The 23,629-nt window shown below is 48.7% G+C and carries 19 protein-coding genes; 6 read left to right on the forward strand and 13 right to left on the reverse strand.

The window, feature by feature from the left end:
• Positions 1–24: 24 nt before the first annotated feature.
• From addA to MHI37_RS19190, 3 genes are read right to left on the reverse strand one after another with little or no spacing between them, the layout of a single operon-like run.
• Positions 25–3,879, reverse strand: coding sequence for a helicase-exonuclease AddAB subunit AddA (gene addA / locus MHI37_RS19180; protein WP_076336784.1), 3,855 nt, complete (start codon positions 3,877–3,879; stop codon positions 25–27).
• A gap of 6 nt (positions 3,880–3,885) precedes the next feature.
• On the reverse strand, positions 3,886–7,401 hold the full coding sequence (gene addB / locus MHI37_RS19185; protein WP_076336783.1) for a helicase-exonuclease AddAB subunit AddB: 3,516 nt from the start codon (positions 7,399–7,401) through the stop codon (positions 3,886–3,888).
• A 29-nt stretch (positions 7,402–7,430) separates the two neighbouring features.
• On the reverse strand, positions 7,431–8,828 hold the full coding sequence (locus MHI37_RS19190) for a class I SAM-dependent rRNA methyltransferase (RefSeq protein WP_076336782.1): 1,398 nt from the start codon (positions 8,826–8,828) through the stop codon (positions 7,431–7,433).
• A 107-nt stretch (positions 8,829–8,935) separates the two neighbouring features.
• Here MHI37_RS19190 and MHI37_RS19195 point away from each other — a divergent pair, with 107 nt between their 5' ends.
• On the forward strand, positions 8,936–9,910 hold the full coding sequence (locus tag MHI37_RS19195; protein WP_076336781.1) for a Na/Pi symporter: 975 nt from the start codon (positions 8,936–8,938) through the stop codon (positions 9,908–9,910).
• A 2-nt stretch (positions 9,911–9,912) separates the two neighbouring features.
• Here MHI37_RS19195 and MHI37_RS19200 read toward each other — a convergent pair whose 3' ends face one another.
• The 5 genes from MHI37_RS19200 to prmA all read right to left on the reverse strand — a co-directional run bounded on the left by MHI37_RS19200 (position 9,913) and on the right by prmA (position 14,430).
• Entirely contained in the window at positions 9,913–10,344 is a 432-nt protein-coding gene (locus MHI37_RS19200; RefSeq protein WP_076336780.1) for an NUDIX domain-containing protein, read from the reverse strand.
• A gap of 117 nt (positions 10,345–10,461) precedes the next feature.
• Complete coding sequence (mtaB, locus tag MHI37_RS19205) at positions 10,462–11,853, reverse strand: tRNA (N(6)-L-threonylcarbamoyladenosine(37)-C(2))-methylthiotransferase MtaB (RefSeq protein WP_256710513.1); 1,392 nt, start codon at positions 11,851–11,853, stop codon at positions 10,462–10,464.
• A 5-nt stretch (positions 11,854–11,858) separates the two neighbouring features.
• Positions 11,859–12,635 carry an RsmE family RNA methyltransferase gene (locus MHI37_RS19210; RefSeq protein WP_076336779.1) on the reverse strand — a complete coding sequence of 259 codons (777 nt, stop codon included), beginning with the start codon at positions 12,633–12,635 and terminating at the stop codon, positions 11,859–11,861.
• A gap of 119 nt (positions 12,636–12,754) precedes the next feature.
• The gene (locus tag MHI37_RS19215) at positions 12,755–13,432 is read right to left on the reverse strand and encodes a site-2 protease family protein (RefSeq protein WP_076336778.1); all 678 of its coding nucleotides are present in this window, start codon (positions 13,430–13,432) and stop codon (positions 12,755–12,757) included.
• Positions 13,432–14,430, reverse strand: a complete 999-nt coding sequence (gene prmA / locus MHI37_RS19220) for a 50S ribosomal protein L11 methyltransferase (protein ID WP_076336777.1) — start codon at positions 14,428–14,430, stop codon at positions 13,432–13,434. The genes MHI37_RS19215 and prmA overlap by 1 nt, the downstream gene beginning before the upstream one ends.
• Positions 14,431–14,661: 231 nt before the next feature.
• On the opposite strand from prmA, the gene MHI37_RS19225 reads away from it, so the two are divergent.
• From MHI37_RS19225 to MHI37_RS19245, 5 genes are all read left to right on the forward strand, one after another.
• Positions 14,662–15,255 (forward strand): TetR/AcrR family transcriptional regulator, encoded by a 594-nt coding sequence (locus MHI37_RS19225; protein WP_076336776.1) that lies wholly within the window; start codon positions 14,662–14,664, stop codon positions 15,253–15,255.
• 213 nt (positions 15,256–15,468) lie between these two features.
• Positions 15,469–16,596: an FMNH2-dependent alkanesulfonate monooxygenase gene (ssuD, locus tag MHI37_RS19230; RefSeq protein WP_076336775.1), complete on the forward strand. Its 1,128-nt coding sequence runs from the start codon at positions 15,469–15,471 to the stop codon at positions 16,594–16,596.
• Positions 16,562–17,392: an ABC transporter permease subunit gene (locus MHI37_RS19235; protein WP_256710512.1), complete on the forward strand. Its 831-nt coding sequence runs from the start codon at positions 16,562–16,564 to the stop codon at positions 17,390–17,392. The genes ssuD and MHI37_RS19235 overlap by 35 nt, the downstream gene beginning before the upstream one ends.
• 23 nt (positions 17,393–17,415) lie before the next feature.
• On the forward strand, positions 17,416–18,447 hold the full coding sequence (locus MHI37_RS19240) for an ABC transporter substrate-binding protein (protein ID WP_076336774.1): 1,032 nt from the start codon (positions 17,416–17,418) through the stop codon (positions 18,445–18,447).
• A gap of 34 nt (positions 18,448–18,481) precedes the next feature.
• The gene (locus MHI37_RS19245) at positions 18,482–19,303 is read left to right on the forward strand and encodes an ABC transporter ATP-binding protein (RefSeq protein ID WP_076336773.1); all 822 of its coding nucleotides are present in this window, start codon (positions 18,482–18,484) and stop codon (positions 19,301–19,303) included.
• Positions 19,304–19,357: 54 nt separating this feature from the next.
• Here the strand turns inward: MHI37_RS19245 and MHI37_RS19250 are convergent, their stop codons facing one another.
• From MHI37_RS19250 to grpE, 5 genes are all read right to left on the reverse strand, one after another.
• Positions 19,358–19,564 carry a hypothetical protein gene (locus MHI37_RS19250; protein WP_076336772.1) on the reverse strand — a complete coding sequence of 69 codons (207 nt, stop codon included), beginning with the start codon at positions 19,562–19,564 and terminating at the stop codon, positions 19,358–19,360.
• A complete protein-coding gene (locus MHI37_RS19255; protein WP_076336771.1) occupies positions 19,564–19,719 on the reverse strand; it encodes a YfhD family protein in 156 nt (51 codons plus the stop codon). The genes MHI37_RS19250 and MHI37_RS19255 overlap by 1 nt, the downstream gene beginning before the upstream one ends.
• Before the next feature lie 204 nt (positions 19,720–19,923).
• Positions 19,924–21,054 carry a molecular chaperone DnaJ gene (gene dnaJ / locus MHI37_RS19260; protein WP_076336770.1) on the reverse strand — a complete coding sequence of 377 codons (1,131 nt, stop codon included), beginning with the start codon at positions 21,052–21,054 and terminating at the stop codon, positions 19,924–19,926.
• A gap of 104 nt (positions 21,055–21,158) precedes the next feature.
• Complete coding sequence (gene dnaK / locus MHI37_RS19265; RefSeq protein ID WP_076336769.1) at positions 21,159–22,985, reverse strand: molecular chaperone DnaK; 1,827 nt, start codon at positions 22,983–22,985, stop codon at positions 21,159–21,161.
• Positions 22,986–23,068: 83 nt separating this feature from the next.
• Entirely contained in the window at positions 23,069–23,629 is a 561-nt protein-coding gene (gene grpE, locus MHI37_RS19270; protein ID WP_076336768.1) for a nucleotide exchange factor GrpE, read from the reverse strand.

Genomic DNA, 23,629 nt, shown 5'->3' on the forward strand with positions numbered 1-23,629 from the left:
CGCTGCCTCCTTATATACTATGTTCTACTTTCTCAAGCTTACCGACTGCCCCCCATCAAAAAAGAAGATGTGGCACTCGTCCACTTTGCGGCCAAGCACGGATTCAATTGCTTCTGCGTAAAGCTCAAGCTGAAACCGATGCCGCTCTGCCGCCTCGGTCCATTGCTGATTAGAGATTCGATCTGTTTTGTAATCAAGCAGAACGATGCCTGCTTCATCCTCAAATAAGCAGTCAATTACCCCTTGAATTAATATGGGCTCCTGAGCGAGCGATTCCTCAGATTCCGGATAAACGCGACTGGCAGGAAACATGCAGCTGAAAGGAACCTCGCGCCGCACCCACCCTGCGCTGAGCAGCCGCTGTCCAAGCTCGCCTTCGAAGAAAGCGGCAACTGCCGGCAGATCTAACGCTTTGGACTGCAGCGTCGTCATTAGACGCCTTGCGATCATGCCGTCGAGCGTTTCCTTCAGATTCGCTTCATCCACATTTCCTGTAAGCGGCACATGCTGCATAAGTAAATGATTAACGGAGCCTTTCTCAGCAGCGGTTAGCGATTTCTCTTCCATAAAAGCAGGGCGCCTCAAACGAAAAGTATAGCCCGAAGCCGGTATAAGGGATGGCTCCTGTTCTCTTTGCTCCTCAGCCACATCAGCAGCCTGTCCCGGCAGCGGGGCAGCATCCTCGTCCTCAACTGCGTGCAGTCTTTTCATTTCAGTTACCGATGTTTTGGCTGCAAGCAAGGCCGCCGCTTGGTGCGGATATTGCCATTCCAGCCGCAACCGAAGCTCTTCATTCTCCTCAATTCCTTCAAGAAGCGACAAAGAGGTAACCGCTTGAAGCCGCTCTTCTTTGGCCGTGTCCTGCTCACTCGGCTCCTCGATCGCTGCTGCTGCCTCCTTACCAAATAACGAGGCTGAAACAATGCCTGCCCGCCACTGCGGTGCGCTCACTGCTTCCTGCTCTTTCTCCGCCATTTGCATAGCTGCGAGTGGTCCCAGCCAGTCAATAAAGGACCTTGCTGCTGCAACGCGGAAATCCGGTATCCAGCTGTTGGCATCGACGGAAGCAAGCCACCGCTTAAGCTTCGCATCTGCATCAGCTACTGTCGCAACGAGAAACATTTTCTCCTTCGGCCGAGTCAAAGCAACGTATAGAATACGCATTTCCTCAGCAAGCATTTCCTTGCGCATCGCCCTGCGAATGGCCAAATAAGGCAAAGTAGGATAACTGATACGCAAGGCCGGATCAACAAAGCGAGGTCCGAATCCAAGCTCCTTATGCTTCAAGAAGGCGCTTCGCACATCTTGCTGATTAAAGAGCTTGCCTAAGCCGGCAACGAATACAACAGGAAATTCAAGACCTTTACTCTTGTGAATAGACATGATCCGCACGACATCCTCTTGCTCACCGAGCGCCCTTGCCGTCCCTAAGTCTCCCCCGCTATCGCGCATGCGCTCGATAAAGCGCAGGAAACGAAATAAGCCGCGGAAGGATGTCGCTTCATATTGCCTCGCTCGGTCATGCAGCGCACGCAAATTCGCTTGGCGCTGTGTGCCGCCTGGCAAACCCCCGACGAAATCATAATAGCCTGTTTCGCGGTATATTTCCCATAGCAAATTCGCAAGCGAGCCCTGCCTTGCCTCCTCACGCCAACGATCCAAGCTGTTCAAAAATAATGACAGCTTAGTTCGAGTCTCCTCATCAAGCATCAAATTGCCAGCCGAAAGCATTACAGCATCGTAATAGGATCCTTTTGCTGATTGAATACGAATACGGGCAAGCTCCTCCGCATCAAGCGCAAATAAGGGAGAACGCAGCGCTGCCGCCAGCGGAATGTCCTGATATGGATTATCGATGACTCGAAGCAACGACAGCATTGTCTCTACTTCCGTTGCGTCAAAATATCCGCTGCTCAGCTCCGCATAAGCAGGAATACCGCAGCTCTGGAGCTCCTCAATGATGATAGGCGCCCATTGCTGCGTTGCTCGCAGCAGTATAACGACATCTCTCCATTGCAAAGGACGATTCTCGCGCCGCTTTCCGTCGTAAACCTGAAAGCCGCTGTCTATGAGCACTTGCAGCTGCTGAGCAATCCAGCGCGCCTCCAGCTGTGCTGCTTTTAGCTCTTCTGCCGATTCCACTGGCACACTGCCTGACGTTTGCTCGCTATCGTCAGCAAGCTCAACGGTCTCGTTGTCTTCTTCAGCAGCGGCCTCGTCATCCTTTGAAGCCCCTTTGTTCAAAACAGCAAACTCAACTTGACAACGATCAGCAGGCACACTGATCGGATAAGAAGCGCCGCAAACGAGCTCAGCACGCTCATCATAGTCCATCTCGGCTACATTTTCACGCATAATGGCGCGGAATACCGCGTTGACCCCGTCAACAACCTCCGAGCGGCTTCTGAAATTACGGGCCAAATCGATCCGTATTGCTTTAGGCCCTTCCGCTTCCGAACGCTCGCCTGCTTCGCGGAGGGAAAGATACGATTTATATTTTTGCAGAAACAGCTTCGGCTCTGCAAGGCGGAAGCCGTATATGCTCTGCTTCACATCGCCAACCATAAAACGATTTCCCGTGCCTGGTCTTTCGATTAACGACACGATCGCTTCCTGTACCATATTCGTGTCCTGATATTCATCGAGCAATATTTCATCGAATTGCTGCTGGAATTCAGTCGCTGCTACCGAAGGCATCATTCGCTCCGGCGTTGAGGAATGATCACGCAAAATACGCAAGCAATAATGCTCCAAATCACCAAAATCAAGCAAGCCTTTCGACCGCTTCGCAGCTTCGTACGCTTGTCCAAATTCAATGACCAGCTCTGCCAATGCTTTCATGAGCGGCGCAAGCTCCTGCAGCTCCTCCAAAAATTGTTCAGCCGTTCTGCCAAACAGTTCATCAGCCAAGGCAGTTATCAGCTTCTTCGCATTATCGCGAAGCTCCTTGGCTTGCTCCTGCAGCGACTTATCATATTCATCCCCGCGCATCGCTTTGAGCTTGCCGAACTGAACCGCTTGGAAGGGCTCTACCCAGCTCTCCCAGGGCGTCGTATGAATACGCTCTGCAAGAGCGCTGACCACCTGCAAATCATCGTCAAATGTTGCTGCATACGGTGCTGGTCCCGCTGGCTGACGTGTCAACTCCAGCGCCTGATGAAGCAATGAAACAGCACCCTCTAAAGTAAGCTGAATGTCATTTTTCAGACTAACGACCCAATCGCTGCTTTGCAGCGCTGCTACATCGGCAACATTGAACGCTTCTGCCGTCTGCCGCAGCCAATGCGCAGGCCACGGATGGCTTTGCGCGAAATCGTACAGCTGCTGAACTAGGCGGTAAAGCGGCTCATCGCCGCGTTCACCCCCATAAAGATCCGCTAAGCGCAGAAAAGCGCCTTCATCACCCGCACCTTCATACTTTTGTTCAAACAGCTGGTCGAGCACATCAAGCCTCATCAGCTCGCTCTCCGTCTCGTTGGCAATTCGAAACCCGGGATCCAGACCGATAAGTGAATAGTAACGCCTGATGACATCCATACAAAAAGAGTGCAGCGTCGTAATTGAAGCTCGGTTCATCAAAGCCAATTGACGGCGCAGATGCTCAGAATCAGGCTGCCGCTCCAGCTCCTGCTCCAAGGCGACCCGAATACGATCCTTCATCTCTGCAGCCGCCGCCTTCGTAAAGGTAGCTACAAGAAGACGATCCACATCCGTGTTAGCCGATATTTTGCGGATAATACGTTCGACTAGAACTGCCGTTTTACCCGATCCTGCAGCAGCAGCGACAAGGATATTGGAGCCGCTCGTCACGATAGCATCCCATTGATCATCCGTCCATATGCTGTTTTCCGGCTTTGGGGAATCCTTTGCAGTATGCATCCTCTTCTACTCCTTCTCCAGCTGCTGCCATATTTCTTCCTTCGCAGGCTTGCTTAGCTTCTTATATTCATTCCCGTCAAACTGCGCATCAAACTGACAGACCGCTTTATAATCACAATATTGGCAAGGAGTTTTCGTTCCCATTCGGTAAGGCTCGATCGACACCTCGCCCGCCTGAATGGCGCTGCCAATCTGCCCGATCTTATGCCGAACAGACTGCCTAAGCACATCCCACTGTTCATTCGTCACCACTGAGGAGCTGCTGTAAAAGGTGCCATCGCGTTTCAAGGCGACAGGAAGAAGCTCAGAGTAGCCGGTCTCTAATTCGTCATCCATCAGTCTGACCGTGTCCGCATTAGCTGATATCAGCCCTCTTGTCTTAAAGCGCTTAAGCAGCTGACCGCTCGCTTCAGCAGGGCTCACCCTGTTCGTTAATGCCAGCACAGGATTGTGCACGTGGAAGTACAATACCCCCGCAGGCGATGCGGCTTTACCGAGCCAAGCGGGCGCATAGGTAACGAGCACGTCCAAATAGGTCAGCATTTGCAGTGACAAGCCAAAAGCTACTTCCTCAAGCCGCAAATGAGTCGAGCTTGATTTGTAGTCCAGCACGCGCAGAAGCAAGCCTTCCTCCGTATCTGCTGCATCGACACGGTCGATCCTGCCGATAATCTCCAGCTCCCCGCCGTCTTCAAGCGGGATACGCAGTGCAGGCAATGTGCCGTCCGGTCCAAAAGCAACTTCTGTTCCGACCGGCTGAAATTTCGCTCTTCGCGCATGCTCGCCCAGCATTAGAGCCGCTTGCCCAACGATTTCTTTTAGCTTGCGCGCAATATATTGAAACCGGCTGCTGCTAAGCAAAATTTGCGATTGCAGCTTAGGCGCCAGCTCATCTACCGTCTGCGCTGCGACAGCCTTCAATTCTGCTTCTGTGGCCTTCCCCCAGCCTCCGCCGAGACTATTCGTCATCTTGCTGAGTGCCGCGTGAAACAGCTGCCCGACATCAGGCGCATCCAATCGATAGAGCTTTCTCTCCCGCAGCTTTAAGCCATGAATCGCAAAATGCTGGAACGGACAGGATACGAACCGCTCCATACGGGATACGCTGACTTGCAGACGTGCACCATAGAGCTCCCTTGCCGTTTCCTTAGAAAGATAAAGCTCCTGATTCACATAGGACAAGGAGCCCGTCAGCAGCTGCAGCTTGCGCTGCCATTCTGGGCGAATCGCAAACCAATTGTACATATCCCACCAAAATGGAGCGATAGCAGCCCCATTTTGCCATTTTCGAATCGCTGCAATCAAATAGGAAAGAGTTCGCTGCGGCTGAGATACGAACATACTCTGCTCCAAGATTGACAAGCTTGGTGACGGCTCTGCCGCAATGCTTTGAATCGGAATACCAGGAAACAGCTGGCGAATCTGCCGAATGATTTCAGATGGGAGCAAGCTTCTCCCTTCCTCATCCGCCTGCGCCCAGCTAAGCCATAAATGCCGGCTAGGAGCAGTTAATGCGTTGTAAATCATAAATCGCTCATCAAGCAGGCGCCGGCGTACTCCCGGTGCCATCGCTAGGCCATCCTCGGCAAGCCGCTCTCTCTCCTGCTCCGTAAGTATGCCATCTTCCTTTACCCGCATCGGCATCACGCCATCGTTGGCTCCGAGCACATAGGAGACCTGTACTTGTCCAGATCTGGTCCGATCCATGCTGCCGATCAGCACCTGATCAAGGGCAGGCGGCACAGCTGCCAGCTTCAGACTGTCCAGCCCTGCTTCAATCATGCCAGCAAACAGCTCAGGAGTTACCGTCTCCGCTCCAGCAAGCTCAACTAATTGGTCCAGCAGCTGCATAACGCTGTCCCACAGCTGGCGATGACTTCTGGCACGCTGTGTTTTTCCAGCTTGGGCCTCTAGAATTCCCCAGCGCTCCAAGCGATCTGCTGCATCTGAATGTTCGAGCAAGCGATACAGCGCTTCACACATTTCTTGAACATTTCCCGCTTTTTTAAGCGCTTCGCCGAAGCGGTTGAGCGGCTGCACAACGGCTTCCCTTGCTGCCAGCACAATGTCAAATTCACGCTGCGCTTTTTCACTGATTTTCACTTCCATCTCATCATCATCATCGAGTGATACAGGCACTAATGGATGCCAGCGCCGCTTATCGAGCCATTTCCAGCCGTCGATGCCAGCAGCAAGCGCAAAATTTTCCAGCATGTCGAACCATTCCCGCAGCAGACTGCCATCCATTGGGAACAGCATCTCTGTCTTCACGCAGCGGAACACCGCATCATACCGCCAACCAAACAGCACGGTTTCCAGAGCGGAACGGATAAATTCAACCAGCGGATGATGAACGGCCTTTTCCTTCTGATCCACAAAAAAAGGAATGCCATAATCCGTAAATACGAGACCAATATAATCGGCATAATCCTCATTATTGCGAACCATCACTGCAATATCTCGCCAGCGCAAACCTTCATGCTGAGCTCTGCGAATAATATCACGCGCGACAGCTTCGACCTCAGCCCGACGATTTGCGGCAGCATGAAGGGATACACCACAGCGAATATTTTCAGGATCAAGCATTTCTTTATCTGATATAAGCATAGGAATGCGCTCGCTGTAATGCTTCTCCAGATGGGCCAGCATCGGGCTACTCGTAAAGCGGACAGGCAAAGCTTCGCCTAGAATGGTAGGAGGCACTACCTCTACCTCGTGTTTGGCTGCAAGCTCCATCAGCGTGTTATAGGTAACGGCCGTCGGATGGAACAGATCCAGCTCATGCGGCTGCTCTCCTGCTTGATAATCCCGATTAAGTGTTAGTGTAACCGTCACCTCAGCAGAGGACGCGATTAACGTGCCTAAAGCTTCAAATTCGGTAGGTGTAAAACCAAAAAAGCCATCCACCCATATTTGGGCGCCTTGCATAGCGGGAGCATCTGCGTATCCATTTTGCAAATAACGCAAATAATCCTCGGCGTCGATATACATGCCCGCGAGTTCCTGCTCCATCTGACTATAAATTAGCTGTAAATCATGCAGTTTGCGGTTTAATAAAGTAGACTGACCCGCGCTCGCGTTGTTCGCATTTTGCTTGTCCTGCAAAAGCTCCGCATCAATGCCATAGCGCTTCCATTCGGTAAGCAGCTCAGCAAGCCGGTCAATAAAACCAGGCTGCTCCGCTCCGCTTTGAAAAAGCTCAAGCTGCTGTCCTAATCGATGGACAATTTTGTAGAGCAGCATATGCTTGCCTGTATCACCGATGGGTGTAAGTGCCGTACCGCCGGTTTCCTGCATAACCCGGAAGGCCAGACGCCGAAAGCTTAGCGCCTGTGCCCTGATCGTTCCGCTTAATTCTCCTGTTTGAAGCAGTGCATACTCCGTCTGAAAGGTAGCCTGCTCTGGTACGAGCATGACGAGCGGAGGCCCGTCCGGTTGAACACGCAGCTGCTCCCTAATTTCGTTCAAGCAATAGGATGTTTTTCCAGTTCCCGAACGTCCGATGACAAAGCGAAGCGACATGTGCAGCTCTCCCGTCTATACAATCTCGATTATTTGCTTCTTACTTCAAAAATCGCAAATTTCAAATAATGTCCCTCATTTACGCCAAGCAGCTGTGGATGATCCTTGCCTGCGGCACGCCATTCGACTAAACGCAGCAGCTTACCTGCATCTACTGCAGCCTCTTGAATCGTCTCCAAGAACAATTCGGGACGCATATGATAGGAACAGCTTGCCGTAACAAGATATCCACCGTCGTTCACAAGCTTAAGCCCTTGTAAGTTAATGTCCTTATAGCCGCGGCATGCCCCTGGCACAGCGCTCTTCGTTTTGGCAAATGCGGGCGGATCCAAAATAACGACATCCCATGTTCGTCCTGCTCCACCTTCGAGCTTCTTAGAGGTATCAGCACCGCCAAGGCTGCGCTGTTTGCGCTCTTCAGCACCTTTCACCTGCGCACGTAAATATTCAAATGCATCTGCTACGACAAACTCTACGCGATCAGAATAACCATTGCGTTCGACGTTGCGCTTAGCAGTGTTGATGGCGTGCTCCGATACATCAAGACAGGTCACCTTCTTCGCGCCATACTTGCATGCATGCAGCGTAAAGCTGCCGGTATGGGCAAAGCATTCCAGTACAGAAGCACCGTCCCAATAAGGGAAGGTAACGAGTTTTCCATTTGCATTCACCGGCACTAGAGCTCTATTGTCTCCGGATAAGCTCAGCGCTTCTTGAGCGCCTGCATCTAAAGTTTCACGACTCGCAAGCCGTATTCCGCTCCGGCCTCCCCAGCCGGTCATAAGCGGAGCGATAGCCGCACGATTTTCACGTTGATCGAAGAAATAGCCTGTTTTTTGGCCCTCTACGATATCAACCTCCAGCTTCAAGCCATTCTCTTCAATTTGCAAAATGGACGGGCAATCCCCATATAGCACACCGGTTCTCTCTTCCAGTCCCTCAAGTCCCCTAACGCTAACATCGCTGCGCTCGTAGATCCCCTGTGGTTGAAACACGTCGATTAGTGCTTCGATCAGCGCTTCTCTTCTTGCGTCCATTCCAAGCGTCAATAGCTGGAGCACCAATACGTTATCGAACCGATCAACCACCAGGCCTGGCAGAAAATCCGCCTCGCCGTATACTAAACGGCAATCCGCATCTGCTACAAAGCGGCGGCGATGCTCCTGGCAATCACGAAGCCGACTGCGGAAGAAATCTGCATCCATAGCGGCAATAGGCTGATAGGCAACGACACGCACCGTAATTTGTGATTTTGGATTCCAATAGCCCGTTGCCAAATAGCGCCCTTGATGGGTAACCACATCTACCAAATCACCGGGCTGCGCGTCTCCCTCCAAACGGTCGATTTCAGTTGCATAAACCCACGGATGACCTTGCTCCAGTCTTTTCTTTCTTGCCTTCTGAAGATATATTTTTGGATTACTCACGTTGTTTTTCTCTTCCCCTCGTTAAGCTGGCTAGTCATGCTTGTCTTATCTCATGCATATGTATACATACGAAATTATTCTTCACTAACCAATAAGGAGATCATCTAATGGTTCATACCATTCTCATTCCAATGCTGCTTGGGTTTGCTGTCTTTATGTGCGGCATGAAGCTGATGGAGCTTGCACTTCACCGATTAGCCGGCCCATATTTGACCGGTATTCTCGCCCGCTCAACAGCAACACCTATCCATGGGCTAGCGATTGGCACAGTTACAACAGCTTTTCTTCAAAGCAGCACAGCAGTAACGGTCATCGCTATCGGCATGGTCAACGCGGGCTTGCTTACCTTCCCTCGAACACTAGGAATTATATTAGGCACCAATATTGGCACATGCATCACGACAGAAATTATTGGATTAAATCTTAATAAGGTAGCCATTCCTTTATTAGGCTTCTCAATAGGATTATGGCTAATTACCGCTATATTCGGGGAATTGCGTCTGATACCCGCGCTCCGCAAAACCCGCTGGCTGGATTCGCTTCGATCTATATCCGTCGTTCTGTGCGGCTTTGCATTGCTATTAACAGGAATGACCATGATGCAAGGTGTAGGCCCTGCTGTTCAGGACAGCCCTTTATTCAGCTGGTTTCTTGGAAAAGCAACGGGCAGCCTCTGGTGGGGACTCGCAGCCGGTGCCGTTCTCACAGCAGCTGTCCATAGCAGCGCTGCCGTCATCGGTATCATCATGGGTTTTGTTTCCGCTGGCGTTATGCCTATTGAGCTTGGCATTGCCGTTGTGCTTGGGGCTAACATCGGCACCTGCGCAACTGCCCTGCTGGCGTCCATCGGCGGCTCTAAGGCCGGTCAGTATGTAGCATGGTCCCACGTCATACTTAATGCAGGCGGGGCTTTGCTATTTATGCCGTTTATCGGTGAGCTTACTGCCATATCCGAATGGATTTCAACGACGCCTGCCGGACAAATCGCCCGTGCCCAGACGATATTCAATGTTTTAAGCTCGCTGCTCGCGCTGCCCTTCTGCTATTTAGCCGTATTCCGCAAAATAGAGCCCACAGCCTAGCATTAGCTCGTTTGCAGTCCAAGCAGCTGAAAGGCTCCGGCCACAATACGATGGTTATTATCATACCCGGATTGCTTCTGGCGCCTCCATGCCTCCTGCGGCTCAAACCAATCTACTCCGCGTATCTCTTCCACCTGAGCCTGCAGGGAGCCGCCGACAGCCTCAACCAAATAATAATGAACCTCTTTATCTACCGTACCATGCGACTCATGCTCATATTTATATTTAATTTGATCTATGGGAGCAATGATCACGCCTTCAAGTCCAGTCTCCTCGACAATTTCTCGCAGAGCGGTCTGTTCAATCGTTTCGCCAGCCTCCATTTTACCTTTGGGCAACGATACTTTTCCATAACGATCCTGAATGAGCTGAATTTGCAGATTGCCTTCCTCGGTACGACGAAATACGACTCCGCCTGCTGAAATTTCCTTCATGTCCATTTCCTCCTTGCAGCATTCATTCAATAGTATATGCAGCAAAGGATTCCTCCATCTAATCCTGTTAAGGAATCGATTAGCAAAGGAACCCCCGCATCTGTCAAGCTTTGTTGGCTAAGCTCTTATCGCTTCTGGACGCTCCAAAACGAAGCTATGCAGATCTAGCTCACTGCTTGGCAATGGTGTGTCCTCCAATACGCGAACCAGCTTGGCACGGCATTCATTAACGCCGGCTTCTGTAATTTTGACACGGCAAAGCTTGCCGATCAACGCTTCCGTGCCATTGAATACCACTTGAATATAATTATCCGTGTAGCCCATAACAAGTCCAGTGCCTGGCGCACCCTTGTAGTCGCGCTCAGGTATAACATCCAGCACCTGGCCTACATATTGCTCCGCATAGGCGAGCTGCATTTTCTCAGACAAGTCGATCAGCTTGTGCACACGCTCATTCTTAATCTCATCATCCACTTGTTCATCCATCCGTGCAGCAGGTGTTCCTGTCCGCTTGGAGTATGGGAAGACGTGCATTTCTGCAAATTTCATTTCCTCCATAAACCGGAAGCCGCTCTCGAACATTTCCTCTGTTTCACCAGGGAAACCGACGATAACATCTGTCGTGATCGCAACGCCAGGCATAGCTTCTTGCAGCCTTTTAATTTTTGCAGCAAATTCTGCAGTCGTATATTTGCGACGCATCCGTTTCAACACAGAGTCCTCACCCGCTTGAAGCGGTATGTGCAAATGACGGCACATTTTGCTGGAACGGTTAAGCACATCAATCATAGCATCGTCTATTTGACTTGCTTCAATGGAGCTGATGCGAATGCGCTCAAGACCTTCAATTTTATCCAAATCCCACAGCAAGCTGGTTAGATTGTAATTTTCCATATCATCGCCATAGCCGCCAGTATGAATTCCTGTTAGAACAATCTCCTTGTACCCCGAGGCTACAAGCTGCTTCGCCTGCTCAAGAACGCTTTGCGGCGCACGGCTGCGTGATAAACCGCGAGACCAAGGAATGATGCAGAAGGTACAGAAGTTGTTGCAGCCCTCTTGGATTTTCAGGAATGCACGTGTCCGCTCGGAGAAATCAGGAACATCAAGCTCCTCGAAATCACGTGTTTTCATAATATTGCGAACGGCGTTAACCGGCTCGCGATCACCTTGAATTTGATTGACAAAACTCATAATTTTTTCGCGGTCCTGCGTGCCAATAACGAGGTCAACGCCTTCAATTGCCATAATTTCAGCTGGAGACGTCTGAGCGTAACAGCCTGTAACAGCAATTACTGCGTCTGGATTGCGCCGCACGGCGCGTCTAATGATTTGGCGGCTTTTCTTATCTCCTGTATTCGTTACTGTACAAGTATTAACTAAGTAGACATCAGCAGTTGATTCGAAATCAACCTGCTCATAACCTTCGTTTTTGAATAGCTGCCATATTGCTTCTGTATCATAGAAGTTCACTTTGCAGCCTAGCGTATAAAATGCGACTGTTGGCATAGTTGTTACGCTCCTCCCATTTCTCCGGATTCATATAATAAGCAGGTTAATCCTACGATTCCCGCTGTTTCCGTTCGTAATATTCTTCTGCCCAGACCAACTAAAACAGCACCCGCTGCTTCCGCCTCAGCCGCTTCCCGGTCTGTAAAGCCACCTTCGGACCCAACAATGAGAAGCACCTTTGGCGCACGGATTAAATCCGTGCTGTTGATCCACTCCTGAACTGCAGTACGAACACCTCTGCCATGAGCAGCATGCCCTTCACGCTCGTAGCAGAACAATACCAAATCATAAGCTGCTATGGATTGGATAAGCTCACGCCAGCTATGTACCGCCTCTAGTGTCGGTATGCGGCTGCGATGAGCCTGTTCCGCTGCTTCCTTCGCTATTTTGCTCCAGCGATCGATTCGCTTTGCTTCCTTCTTCGCATCGTACTGCACAACCATACGCTCAGATTGAAAAGGAACAAACGCATAGGCACCGATCTCCGTCCCTTTCTGAATGACCAGCTCCATCTTGTCACCCTTAGGCAAGCTTTGTGCGATAGTGATTGCCCAGCCAGGCTCGCTATCTGCATGTAACATCTCCATTATTTCGGCTGTAACAAGCGTAGAAGAAGCTTCAATAACAGCAACAAGCGCTGTACGCGACTGACCGTCGCTAACGATGAACTTGTCACCTGGCTTCGTACGCATAACACGGAATGCATGATGCGCATCCTCGCCAACTAAGCGTATACCGTTGTCACTAAACTGCTCCGCCGCTACAAAATATCGCTGCATACTCGTTTCCAACCACCCTTAAACAAATTCCATCCTTCATAATAACATGTTTAACTTCCATAAATCTATCAGAAACCGTTGCCAGCTCCGACTCATCTCCTCATAAAGAACACTTTTATTTATGAATTGAATAATTGGTACACAGTGGCAAAGGTATTAAACTTCATTTGATCGCCTAAAGCTAGAATCGGATCCAGCGTTACCTCTCGGAGCGGCGGAATGAACACGATAAGCAGGAAGATCAGCATCCCCCACTGCACATTCTGATCCAGCTTATAGCGAAGCTTAAGCGGCAGCAAATCAGAAATGATGCGATAGCCGTCAAGCGGAGGCAGCGGAATTAAATTAAAAATAAACAATAAAAAATTATAATAGATGAAATAATCAAAAAAACGATGCACAGCGGCATCAACGCCTACGGAAGCGCCGTCAAGTATCCCTGTTGTCAATATGACCACATAAATAAAAATAGCAATGATGCCCATTAATAAATTACTTAGCGGTCCAACTGCGGTTACAATTATGCTCATCAATCTTGGACTGTTGAATTTACTGCGATCCACTGGTACGGGCTTCGCCCATCCAAAGCCAGCAATTATAATAAGAAGAGTGCCTAGCACATCAAGATGCACACGTGGATTCAGCGTTACACGGCCAGCATTATACGCTGTGTCATCGCCAAATTTATAAGCACTGTAAGCATGAGCGAACTCATGCACAGTGAATGCAATAATCAGCGAAAGAACAACAAAAGGCAGATCCTCAAGCGGTACTCGAATGATGCTTTGCAGATCCATTAGCCCACCTGCGGCTTTCTCGCTACGAATGCAATCCATTCCTCATCGCGGCGCTTCTCAACAATTTCAAAGCCAGAACGAATTAAGCCTTCTTCCACTACTTCTTCTTTATTCTTATACACACCCGAAGCTATGTAGATACCGTTAGGCTTCAATGCTGCGTAGACGTCATCAACGAAGAGCAAAATAATTTCAGCCAAAATATTCGCAACAACGATGTCCACAGGAACCGTTATCCCTACTGAGCTGCTGCTTAATGCATGGTCAGCATCTGCTGAATCATCCTTGATTACACCGAGTAAATCGCTAAGTCTAACCTCAACTTTTTCTGATAGATGATTCAGCTCCACATTAGCTTTTGCACTGGTTACAGCGATAGGGTCAAGATCTAGCGCTAGGACGCTCTTTGCGCCCAATAGACATGCGCCAATGGCAAGGACGCCAGAGCCTGTGCCAACGTCGATCACTTCTTCACCGCCGCGGATAACTAATTCTAGTGTCTCCAGACATAGCGATGTAGTTGGATGTGTCCCTGTTCCAAATGCCATGCCGGGATCAAGCTCAATAATCCGCTCATCCGGACCTGGCTCGTACACTTCCCAAGTAGGCTTTATCGTTAACGTATCCGTTATTCGAAGCGGCTTGAAATATTGCTTCCAAGCATTCGCCCAGTCCTCATCATCTACGACAAAAGCAGCATATTTTACGTTTCCAGGATCAATATCAAATTCACGAAGCTCCTCGACACGCGGTCTGATCGTTTCAATTAGAGCATCCATGTCTGTGTCTTCTCCAAAATAGCCCTTGATGATAGCTTCACCTTCAGGAATATCATTAAGGGGATGCTCGTACCATTGGCCAAACGATGTATCCCGCTGCTTGTTGAGTGTGCCCGACTCCTCAATGGACACGCCCCCCGCGCCCGCTTCATGCAAAAAGTTCGATATCATTTCTTGCGCCTCTTCAGTAGTGAAAATCGTAATTTCATGCCATTTCATATGTAATATCCTCCAAATACAATCGTAAACGGCTATCGCTGGCCTTTGCCAGCATGACAAACGTTTCGCTATAAAAACCTAACATCTATTGTACACTAGAGTAGCACCTTTACACAAAGATTTGACCGCTGCGACTGACGGCTGCAATTATGCTACAATCAATACGGACCGCAGCTTGCGGGCAGCTGATAAGTTTGTGAGCCGATTACGGCAAGGGAGGGCGCTATTTCAATGTCACCAAGAAATGTAGAAAAAGATCAAAGGCTGCGAGATGAACGGCAGCGTCAAATATTAGAGTCGGCCATGCACGTAATTGCAAGACGGGGCTTGCCCGCTACAAAAATAACCGACATTGCGGCAACCGCAGGGATCAGCGTAGGCAATGTTTACAAATATTTTGATTCCAAGAATGATATCTTTCAAGCGCTCGTAGAAAATGGCCAGCAAGAATATCGCAAATTTGTCGAGCAAGCGCTTCACATACAGGGCTCTTCCTATGACAAGCTATTTTGGTATACCAAAAACTGGCTAACCTATCGCAATGGCTGGGCCATCACTGTTATTCTGCAATATGCTCGAACCTCAGAGGCTGTGCCCGAACAACTCACTCAAGCGGTCAGCGAGAGATTTATTGACAATTTGCGGCCGATGGCGGAAATGATCGCGCTTGGGCAATCAACCGGCGTTATCAAGGATGGAAACAGTATGGAATTAGCACTCATTTATGTTTCAATGATGGAAGTTCTTATTTTGCATAACATACCGGGGATTCACGAGATCGCGGCGCTAACGCCCGATAAAATACTAGCTTTGCTTCTAAAATAATTCAATTTCTCCGTCAAACAAAATGATTGACTATTCCTGCCAATTACTGCTATATTGTTCACATAGTGAATAATTATTCATATCTCGTCCACCAGACCACTGGCGACGCATAATGACTACTTTGTCCAAAAAGAGTCATTATGCTTTTTTTATTATCATTATACCAACTTATCCGATGTGATTAATAAAAACAACGTGTAAAGGATGAGCAAATTGGAATTTTTTTGGTTTATTCCTACCTACGGGGACGGCCGTTACATAGGAACCGATCTCGGCGCACGAACAACGACGCCCGTTTATTATCGGCAAATTGCAATGGCCGCTGACGACTTAGGTTTCACTGGTGTCCTGCTTCCAACGGGAAGAGCTTGCGAGGACCCTTGGATTACTGCCTCTACCCTCATTCCTGTTACGAAAAGGCTGAAGTTTCTTGTTGCAGTAAGACCTGGCCTGATGTCGCCTACCGTTGCAGCTAGAATGGCAGCCAGCTTCGATCGCAGCTCCGAGGGACGTCTGCTCATTAATGTAGTCGCAGGAGGTGATCCTGAAGAGCTTGCCGCTGATGGTTTGTATCTTGAGCATGATGAGCGCTATGAATTAACAGATGAATTCATGTCTGTATGGCGTGATGTGCTCGCGCAGAAGGAATCGGTCAGCTTGGATGGCAAGCATATTAAGATTAGTCAGGCTGTTAATTTCTTCCCGCCGATCCAGCAGCCTCATCCACCTGTATTTTTTGGAGGCTCCTCTCCTGCTGCTATTGCTGCCGCAGCCAAGCATGCTGATTATTACTTAACTTGGGGCGAGCCCCCGGAGCAGGTGAAGGAGAAGCTTACCCTAGTCCGAGAAGCTGTCCACGCGCAAGGAAGAACGGTCAAATTCGGGATTCGTCTTCATATCATCGTCAGGGAAACGAATGAGGAGGCCTGGCAAGCAGCCAATCAGTTAATTAGTCATTTGGACGACGAGCTCATTGCCAAAGCACAGAAGGTCTATGCTCGTATGGATTCGCATGGTCAGAAGCGAATGACCCAAACACACGGCGGTGATCGGAGCAGCTTGGAAATATCTCCAAACCTGTGGGCTGGCATCGGACTAGTCAGAGGTGGCGCAGGTACCGCACTTGTCGGAGATCCAGATACGATAGCTGAAAGGCTGCAGGAATACGCTGAGCTTGGAATCGAAACCTTTATTTTATCTGGTTATCCGCATTTGGAGGAGGCTTATAGGGTGGCAGAGCTGTTATTTCCTAAGCTGCGTCCCTCGCATTCTAAGGCGCTGCCTGCGGGGCCTAACGGGGAGATGGTTGCTTATCAATACCAGCCTGGGAAAACCCGCTAATCGCCCTGCTCTTGAAGCTTGGACAAGAAACAAAGCTTATCCCTTAAGCTTGTCCTGCATTGCTGTGCTTACCTTATTATTTCTTTGGTGGCTCGTCACGAAATGGCAGTGGGTTAATCCATTGTTCATACCTGCTCCGGAGAAGGTATGGGTCGCTTTTACTCAAATATTTCAAGATGGCTATAAGGGAAGCTCGCTTGCTCATCACATTCTGGATAGTTTATTTCGACTCGGCAGCGCTTTCGCACTCGCTCTCATTACAGCTATCCCGCTTGGCATTATTAGTGGATCTTCCCTTACTATTCGATCACTCGTCGATCCCTTTATCGAATTTTATCGGCCTCTTCCGCCATTAGCCTATTATACGATGCTCGTTTTATGGCTCGGCATTGGGGATTCATCGAAGATTGCGCTTCTCTACTTAGCTGCATTTGCTCCTTTATACATTGCTGTCGTAGCCGGAGTAAGACGTATATCCATTGATCGTATTCATGCGGCAAAATCATTAGGGTCAAACAAGCGCAAGCTGTTCATTTATGTGTTATTGCCTTCTGCATTACCCGAGATATTCACAGGAATTCGTACGGCTATCGGAGTCAGCTACACAACTCTTGTCGCAGCCGAAATGGTAGCAGCCATGTCCGGCATCGGCTGGATGGTGCTGGATGCGAGTAAGTTTTTGCGAAGCGACATTATTTTTGCAGGCATTATTATTATGGGGCTTATCGCCTTATTGATTGATTCCGTTCTGCGTTGGCTCGAAAGAAAGCTTATACCATGGAGTGGCAAAGAATGAGATGAAAATAGGAGTGTAGAGAAATGATGAAAAACAAGACAATGACAGGCATATGGACAATCGTGTTATTGCTTTCCGTATTTAGCATCCTTACCGCATGCTCAACTGAACCAGCCCCTGCTGCTGCTTCGCCCAAGGAAGTCCGTATTGGCTTTCAAATTATCCCGAATGCTGAGCTGCTTGCGAAGGCACTCGGCCTAGCGGAGAAAAAATTCCCTGATGTAAAAGTAAACTGGGTGCCTTTCGATTCAGGACGAGATGTGAATACCGCGTTTGCTGCTGGCGGCATCGATCTTGGTCTCGCCGGATCTGTTCCTGTTGCCATTGGTCTTGCGAATGATCTGCCTTATTCGGTCTACTTTCTGCATGATATTATCGGAGACAATGAAGCGTTAGCTGTCCGCAATAGTGCCAATATAAACACCGTAAAGGATCTAGTCGGGAAAAAAATAGCCGTTCCTTATGGCTCTACGACACATTTCAGCTTATTGTCCGCTCTAAAGCAGGAAGGCATTGACCCTTCCTCAGTCAGCATACTCGATCTTCAACCGCCGGATATCGTAGCTGCATGGCAGCGCAAAGATATTGATGGCGCATTCGTATGGCAGCCTTCACTTGCTAAGCTCGTTGCAGACGATGGGAAAATATTGATCTCTGCCAAAACATTATCTGAGCAGGGCATTATTACGGCAGATGTTGGCATCGTTAGCCGTAAATTCGTTGAACAGTATCCGCAATTTGTAAAGGATTACGTCGCTCTTCTCGACGAAGCTGTTGCCTTGTACCGTTCAAAGCCAGAGGAGGCTGCCAAAGCGGTTGCGCCGCTTCTCAGCCAGTCCGAAGCAGATACCCTCACGCAGCTGCATGAGCTCGTCTGGTTAACCTCTGCGGAGCAGCAGGACGCCAAATACCTCGGTGCAGACAACAGCGTAAGCGGCTTTGCACAAGTTCTTGAGCAGACAGGACAATTTCTAATTGACCAGAAAACAATTCCAACCTCACCAGATTCCAGCGTCTATCAGCAAGGAATTTGGAATGATTCACTTAAACGTTAAGCTAAATTCAAAATGAGGATAGGAGGTAATCACAATGATACAAGCTGCAGATACCGATTCCGCCACACAAGCCATCAGCATGCAAGGTATACAACTTACGTATACCCATGCCAAAGCTTCCGCGGAGGTGCTGGAAAATATTAATCTTTCCATTCAAGAGGGTGAATTCGTTTGTATTCTCGGCCCTTCCGGCTGCGGTAAAACATCACTGCTTAAATTAGCAGCAGGCTACGAACAGCCCACTCTAGGCGAAGTCACCATCTTTGAAAGACGTCATAGCCAGCCTCACCATGAGGTCGGAGTTGTCTTTCAGCATGCAAATCTATTCCCTTGGCTGACTGTTCAGGCAAATGTCGAGTTTGGTTTAAAAATGCTCAACTACTCGCGTTCAGAGCGGAAAGAAAAAGCAGCTTTAATCGTCAAGCAAGTAGGATTAACCTCCTACTCCTCTTTATTTCCTTTTCAGCTTTCAGGAGGCATGAAACAGCGAACGGCGATTGCCAGAGCACTAGCAACGAATCCTCGGATTATTTTGATGGATGAGCCATTTGCTTCGCTCGATGCCATCACACGTGAATCACTCCAATATTTGATTCGCAAAATATGGTTGAATTCAGGAAAAACCATTGTATTTATAACACATGACGTTGATGAGGCATTGCTGTTAGGCACTCGCATTATTACTATGCAGGCAGCGCCTGGACGAATTGAGCATGATATTGACAATCCGCTCAACAAGCGGACTGAGCCATTTTCCTTCGTCCGAAAGCATGCGAGGTACAACGAGCTTCGCGATACATTAGTCAGGTCATTACGGCCGGTAAACAACGAGCTCAGAGAAGCGGCAGATATTTAATCGTCGTGTAACGAAAAAGAGACTGCAGGCTCTCCAGCCGGCAGTCTCTTCGCGTTACATTATCGTCGTATTTGCATTTCCGCCAATTTGTTGAATGAGATATAACGCTCGCTCTGCAACAGCTTCGTCTACTGTTGCCGTGACCGTCCCGTTATCCAACAAGCCGCTTACATCCGTTGCACGCAGTGCATGCAGCTTAAGTGAGGCTTCCTGAGCAGCATCCTTGCCCGCAAAGGTAGCCTGGATCTCGATTTGACTCATTATTCCTGCTCGTTGCGCTGATCTGCTGCATGAGCACGCTCAGCTGCTTTGCGATCAGCCTCATCTGCAAGCTCTTCGGAAAACTCTACATCCTCATTCTCACCAACAGGCAGGTTGGCAAAATTCACTTTTTCCAAATTGTTTTTGTCTGTCATTCTTTTATTCCCTCCGGTTGTTTGTAGATGTATGGTTTTCCTACCCGAATAGAATACGTTATTTCACTAAAAACTATACACGCACCAAGGTGAAACGGCTGTCGCCGTCCTTTAGCGGCGCTGCGCGTTTCATTCCCGAGAAATATAGAGAAAGTATGGCGAAATGATATACTTTCCTATATTTCAAAAAAAAGACGTTCCGGGTTATTCACCCCGGAAAGCCTTTTTCATTTTATCAAAAATGGATTCATGATGCTCTTGATCATTGGATACTGCATCACTGCTCAAGCCGCCAAATTGACGGAGCAGATCCTTCTGATCATCATTCAAGCTTGTTGGTGTTACGATGGTAACCTTAACATGCTGATCCCCTTGTCCGTAGCCGCGCAATTTCGGTACACCTTTGCCTTTAAGACGGAAGTATGTGCCTGTTTGCGTGCCTGCCGGGATCTTCAGCTTTACCTTCTCGGTCAGCGTTGGAATCTCAATCTCATCACCAAGCGCTGCCTGTACGAAGGTAAGAGGAACCTCGCAGTAAATATCATCGTTTTCGCGCTCGAAAAACTCATGCGCCTTCACACGAATAACAATGTACAAATCCCCCGCTGGACCGCCACGAAGACCGCCTTCACCCTCACCCGTCATCCGGATTTGAGCGCCGTCATCCACACCTGCTGGAATTCGAATATTGATTTTGCGTTGACGCTTCACCTTGCCTGCGCCGTGGCATGTAGAACATTTGTCTTTAATTACGCGGCCAGTACCGCTGCAATTCGTACAAGCTCTGCGGTTAACCATCCGTCCGAACGGCGTGTTCTGCACAACCTCTTGCTGTCCGCTGCCCTTACAAATGGAGCAGGTTTCTGGTTTTGTACCCGGTTTTGCGCCGTCTCCATGACAGGTATCGCAAGTTTCAGTACGCGGAATCGTAATTTCAGTCTCTTTGCCAAATACGGCTTCTTTAAACTCAACCGTCATCGTATACTGCAAATCGTTGCCGCGCTGTGGCGCATTAGGATCACGCCTGCCGCCTCCACCGCCAAAAAACATATCAAATATATCGCCAAAGCCGCCGCCAAAATCTGCGCCGCCTCCGCCACCCATTCCTTGATTCGGATCAACATGGCCGAACCGGTCATAATTGGAGCGTTTGCCATCATCACCTAATACGTCATATGCTTCCTTTACTTCCTTGAACTTGGACTCCGCATCTGCAGCCTTGTTCACATCTGGATGATATTGACGTGCTAGCTGACGATATGATTTCTTAATTTCATCTGCTGATGCATCCTTGCCAACACCTAGCACCTCATAATAATCACGTTTGCTTGCCACCTGTTCTCACCTCCGCTATCTATCTTATGATTGCATGTGCATCTGCGCGCGAAAGGAGGTCAAAGCCAGGTAGCGCCTGTCTTTGACCTCTCGCTCGCTACACTTTATTTATTATCGTCAACAACTTCGTAGTCGGCATCTACTACATTGTCTTTTCCTTTTGCTGAACCTGCTTCTGGCTCTGCGCCTTCTGCTTGTGCCGCTTGCTCATAAAGCTTAACGGAAAGCTGCTGAACGATTTCTGTAAGCTCAGCTACTGCTGCGTTAATTTGCTCAATATCATCCGTTGCAAGTGCCGCTGTAACTTTTTCTTTGGCAGCATTTGCTTTTTCGATTTCTCCAGCATCCACCTTGTCGCCAAGATCTTTAATCGTTTTGTCAGCGGAGTAAACCAATTGGTCAGCGCTGTTTTTCGCTTCAACAAGATCACGACGCTTGCGATCTTCTTCAGCATTAAGCTCAGCGTCTTTCATCATTTGGTTGATTTCATCTTCGCTTAGGCCGCTTGAAGATGTAATCGTAATTTTTTGGCTTTTGCCTGTGCCTTTATCAAGTGCAGATACGTTAACGATACCATTGGCATCAATATCGAAAGTAACTTCGATTTGCGGTACGCCGCGTGGAGCAAGAGGAATATCATTCAAAGTGAAACGGCCAAGCGTTTTGTTGCCTGCTGCCATCGAGCGCTCACCTTGCAGAACGTGAATTTCAACGCCCGGCTGATTATCCGCATATGTGGAGTAAACTTGGGATTTGCTCGTAGGAATTGTTGTATTGCGATCGATCATTTTTGTGAACACACCGCCAGCTGTTTCGATACCAAGCGACAATGGAGTAACGTCAAGCAATACAACGTCTTTCACATCGCCAGTCAATACGCCCGCTTGTACAGCTGCGCCAAGAGCAACAACCTCATCCGGGTTAACGCCTTTATGCGGATCTTTGCCGATCAATTTTTTAACTGCATCTTGTACCGCAGGAATACGAGTCGATCCGCCTACAAGAACAACTTTATCAATATCATTTGGAGACATGCCAGCATCGCTAAGCGCTTGACGAGTAGGACCAAGCGTACGCTCTACAAGTGGAGCAGCTAGCTCTTCGAATTTCGCGCGAGTTAGGCTAAGCTCCAAATGCTGAGGAACGCCATCTACCATTGTAATAAATGGAAGCGAAATCGCTGAAGTCAGAACGCCTGAAAGCTCTTTTTTCGCTTTCTCAGCAGCATCCTTCAAACGTTGAACGGCTGATTTATCTTTTGAGAGATCAATGCCTTGATCCTTCTTAAATTCAGCAACAAGGTGATCGATAATGACTTGGTCGAAATCATCTCCGCCAAGCTTGTTGTCGCCGCTAGTCGCTTTAACTTCGAAGAAGCCGTCGCCAAGCTCAAGAATGGAAACGTCGAAAGTACCGCCGCCAAGGTCATATACAAGAATCGTTTGATCTTCTGTTTTCTCAAGGCCGTATGCCAGTGCAGCAGCCGTTGGCTCATTGACAATACGAAGCACTTCAAGACCAGCGATTTTACCTGCATCTTTTGTCGCTTGACGCTGGCTATCGTTGAAGTACGCCGGAACTGTAATAACCGCTTGCGTTACCGTTTGGCCTAAGTAAGCTTCAGCATCAGCTTTCAATTTTTGCAAAATGATTGCAGAAATTTCTTGCGGCGTATAATCTTTATCGTCGATTCTTTCTTTATGGTTTGTACCAATATGGCGTTTGATTGAGCTGATTGTACGGTCAGTATTCGTAATCGCTTGACGTTTTGCCGTTTCACCGACAACACGCTCGCCATCTTTCTTAAATCCGACTACTGAAGGCGTTGTGCGATTGCCCTCTGGGTTCGGGATAACGACAGCTTCGCCCCCCTCCATTACTGCAACGCAAGAGTTTGTTGTACCAAGGTCAATACCAATTACTTTACTCATAGCTATTGTTCCTCCTATAATATATTGTATTTTTTATCATGCTAACTGCTATTGGTACATTTATTGAATGAAGTCATTTAGGCTTAGCTGCTTACTTTAACCATCGCAGGACGCAATACCTTTTCTTTCAGGATATAACCCTTCTGCACTTCCTCCACAATAATACCTTCCTCATACTCGTCAGATTCAACGGTCATGATGGCTTGGTGGAATTCAGGGTTAAACGGCTCACCAACAACATTCATTGCTTTAAGGCCTTCTTGCCCCAGCGTCTGCTCCAGTTGACGGAAGATGATGTCTACGCCCTTCGCAAGCGAATCAAAATCACCGTTCACCGATGCTGCAGCAACAGCGCGTTCAAAATTATCTACAACCGGCAGCAGCTCCGAAATAAGCTTCATCGATGCGTACTGTCCGAGTTCTTCTTTTTCCTTCAATGTACGGCGACGGAAATTGTCGAAATCCGCTTGCGCACGCAAGAAGCGCTGCTGATTTTCTTCAGCCAGCTTTACAAGCTCTGCATAACGCGCATCTTCCTCTATCGACTCGTTAACCGTTTCCTCATTAGCTTGCTCCGATTGCTCTGCAGATACTACTTCTTCTGCAGCCTCAGCCGCTTCATTATGTTGCTCCTTCGTACTCAT

It is taken from the genome of Paenibacillus sp. FSL H8-0548, assembly GCF_038630985.1.
GTDB lineage: Bacteria > Bacillota > Bacilli > Paenibacillales > Paenibacillaceae > Pristimantibacillus.

Coding starts and splice junctions, on each gene's coding strand:
- addA (WP_076336784.1), bottom strand. CDS start 3,879: ATGCATACTGCAAAGGATTCCCCAAAGCCGGAAAACAGCATATGGACG.
- MHI37_RS19195 (WP_076336781.1), top strand. CDS start 8,936: ATGGTTCATACCATTCTCATTCCAATGCTGCTTGGGTTTGCTGTCTTT.
- prmA (WP_076336777.1), bottom strand. CDS start 14,430: ATGAAATGGCATGAAATTACGATTTTCACTACTGAAGAGGCGCAAGAA.
- MHI37_RS19225 (WP_076336776.1), top strand. CDS start 14,662: ATGTCACCAAGAAATGTAGAAAAAGATCAAAGGCTGCGAGATGAACGG.
- dnaK (WP_076336769.1), bottom strand. CDS start 22,985: ATGAGTAAAGTAATTGGTATTGACCTTGGTACAACAAACTCTTGCGTT.
- addB (WP_076336783.1), bottom strand. CDS start 7,401: ATGTCGCTTCGCTTTGTCATCGGACGTTCGGGAACTGGAAAAACATCC.
- MHI37_RS19215 (WP_076336778.1), bottom strand. CDS start 13,432: ATGGATCTGCAAAGCATCATTCGAGTACCGCTTGAGGATCTGCCTTTT.
- MHI37_RS19250 (WP_076336772.1), bottom strand. CDS start 19,564: ATGAGTCAAATCGAGATCCAGGCTACCTTTGCGGGCAAGGATGCTGCT.
- MHI37_RS19200 (WP_076336780.1), bottom strand. CDS start 10,344: ATGAAGGAAATTTCAGCAGGCGGAGTCGTATTTCGTCGTACCGAGGAA.
- grpE (WP_076336768.1), bottom strand. CDS start 23,629: ATGAGTACGAAGGAGCAACATAATGAAGCGGCTGAGGCTGCAGAAGAA.
- MHI37_RS19210 (WP_076336779.1), bottom strand. CDS start 12,635: ATGCAGCGATATTTTGTAGCGGCGGAGCAGTTTAGTGACAACGGTATA.
- MHI37_RS19255 (WP_076336771.1), bottom strand. CDS start 19,719: ATGACAGACAAAAACAATTTGGAAAAAGTGAATTTTGCCAACCTGCCT.
- MHI37_RS19245 (WP_076336773.1), top strand. CDS start 18,482: ATGATACAAGCTGCAGATACCGATTCCGCCACACAAGCCATCAGCATG.
- mtaB (WP_256710513.1), bottom strand. CDS start 11,853: ATGCCAACAGTCGCATTTTATACGCTAGGCTGCAAAGTGAACTTCTAT.
- MHI37_RS19240 (WP_076336774.1), top strand. CDS start 17,416: ATGATGAAAAACAAGACAATGACAGGCATATGGACAATCGTGTTATTG.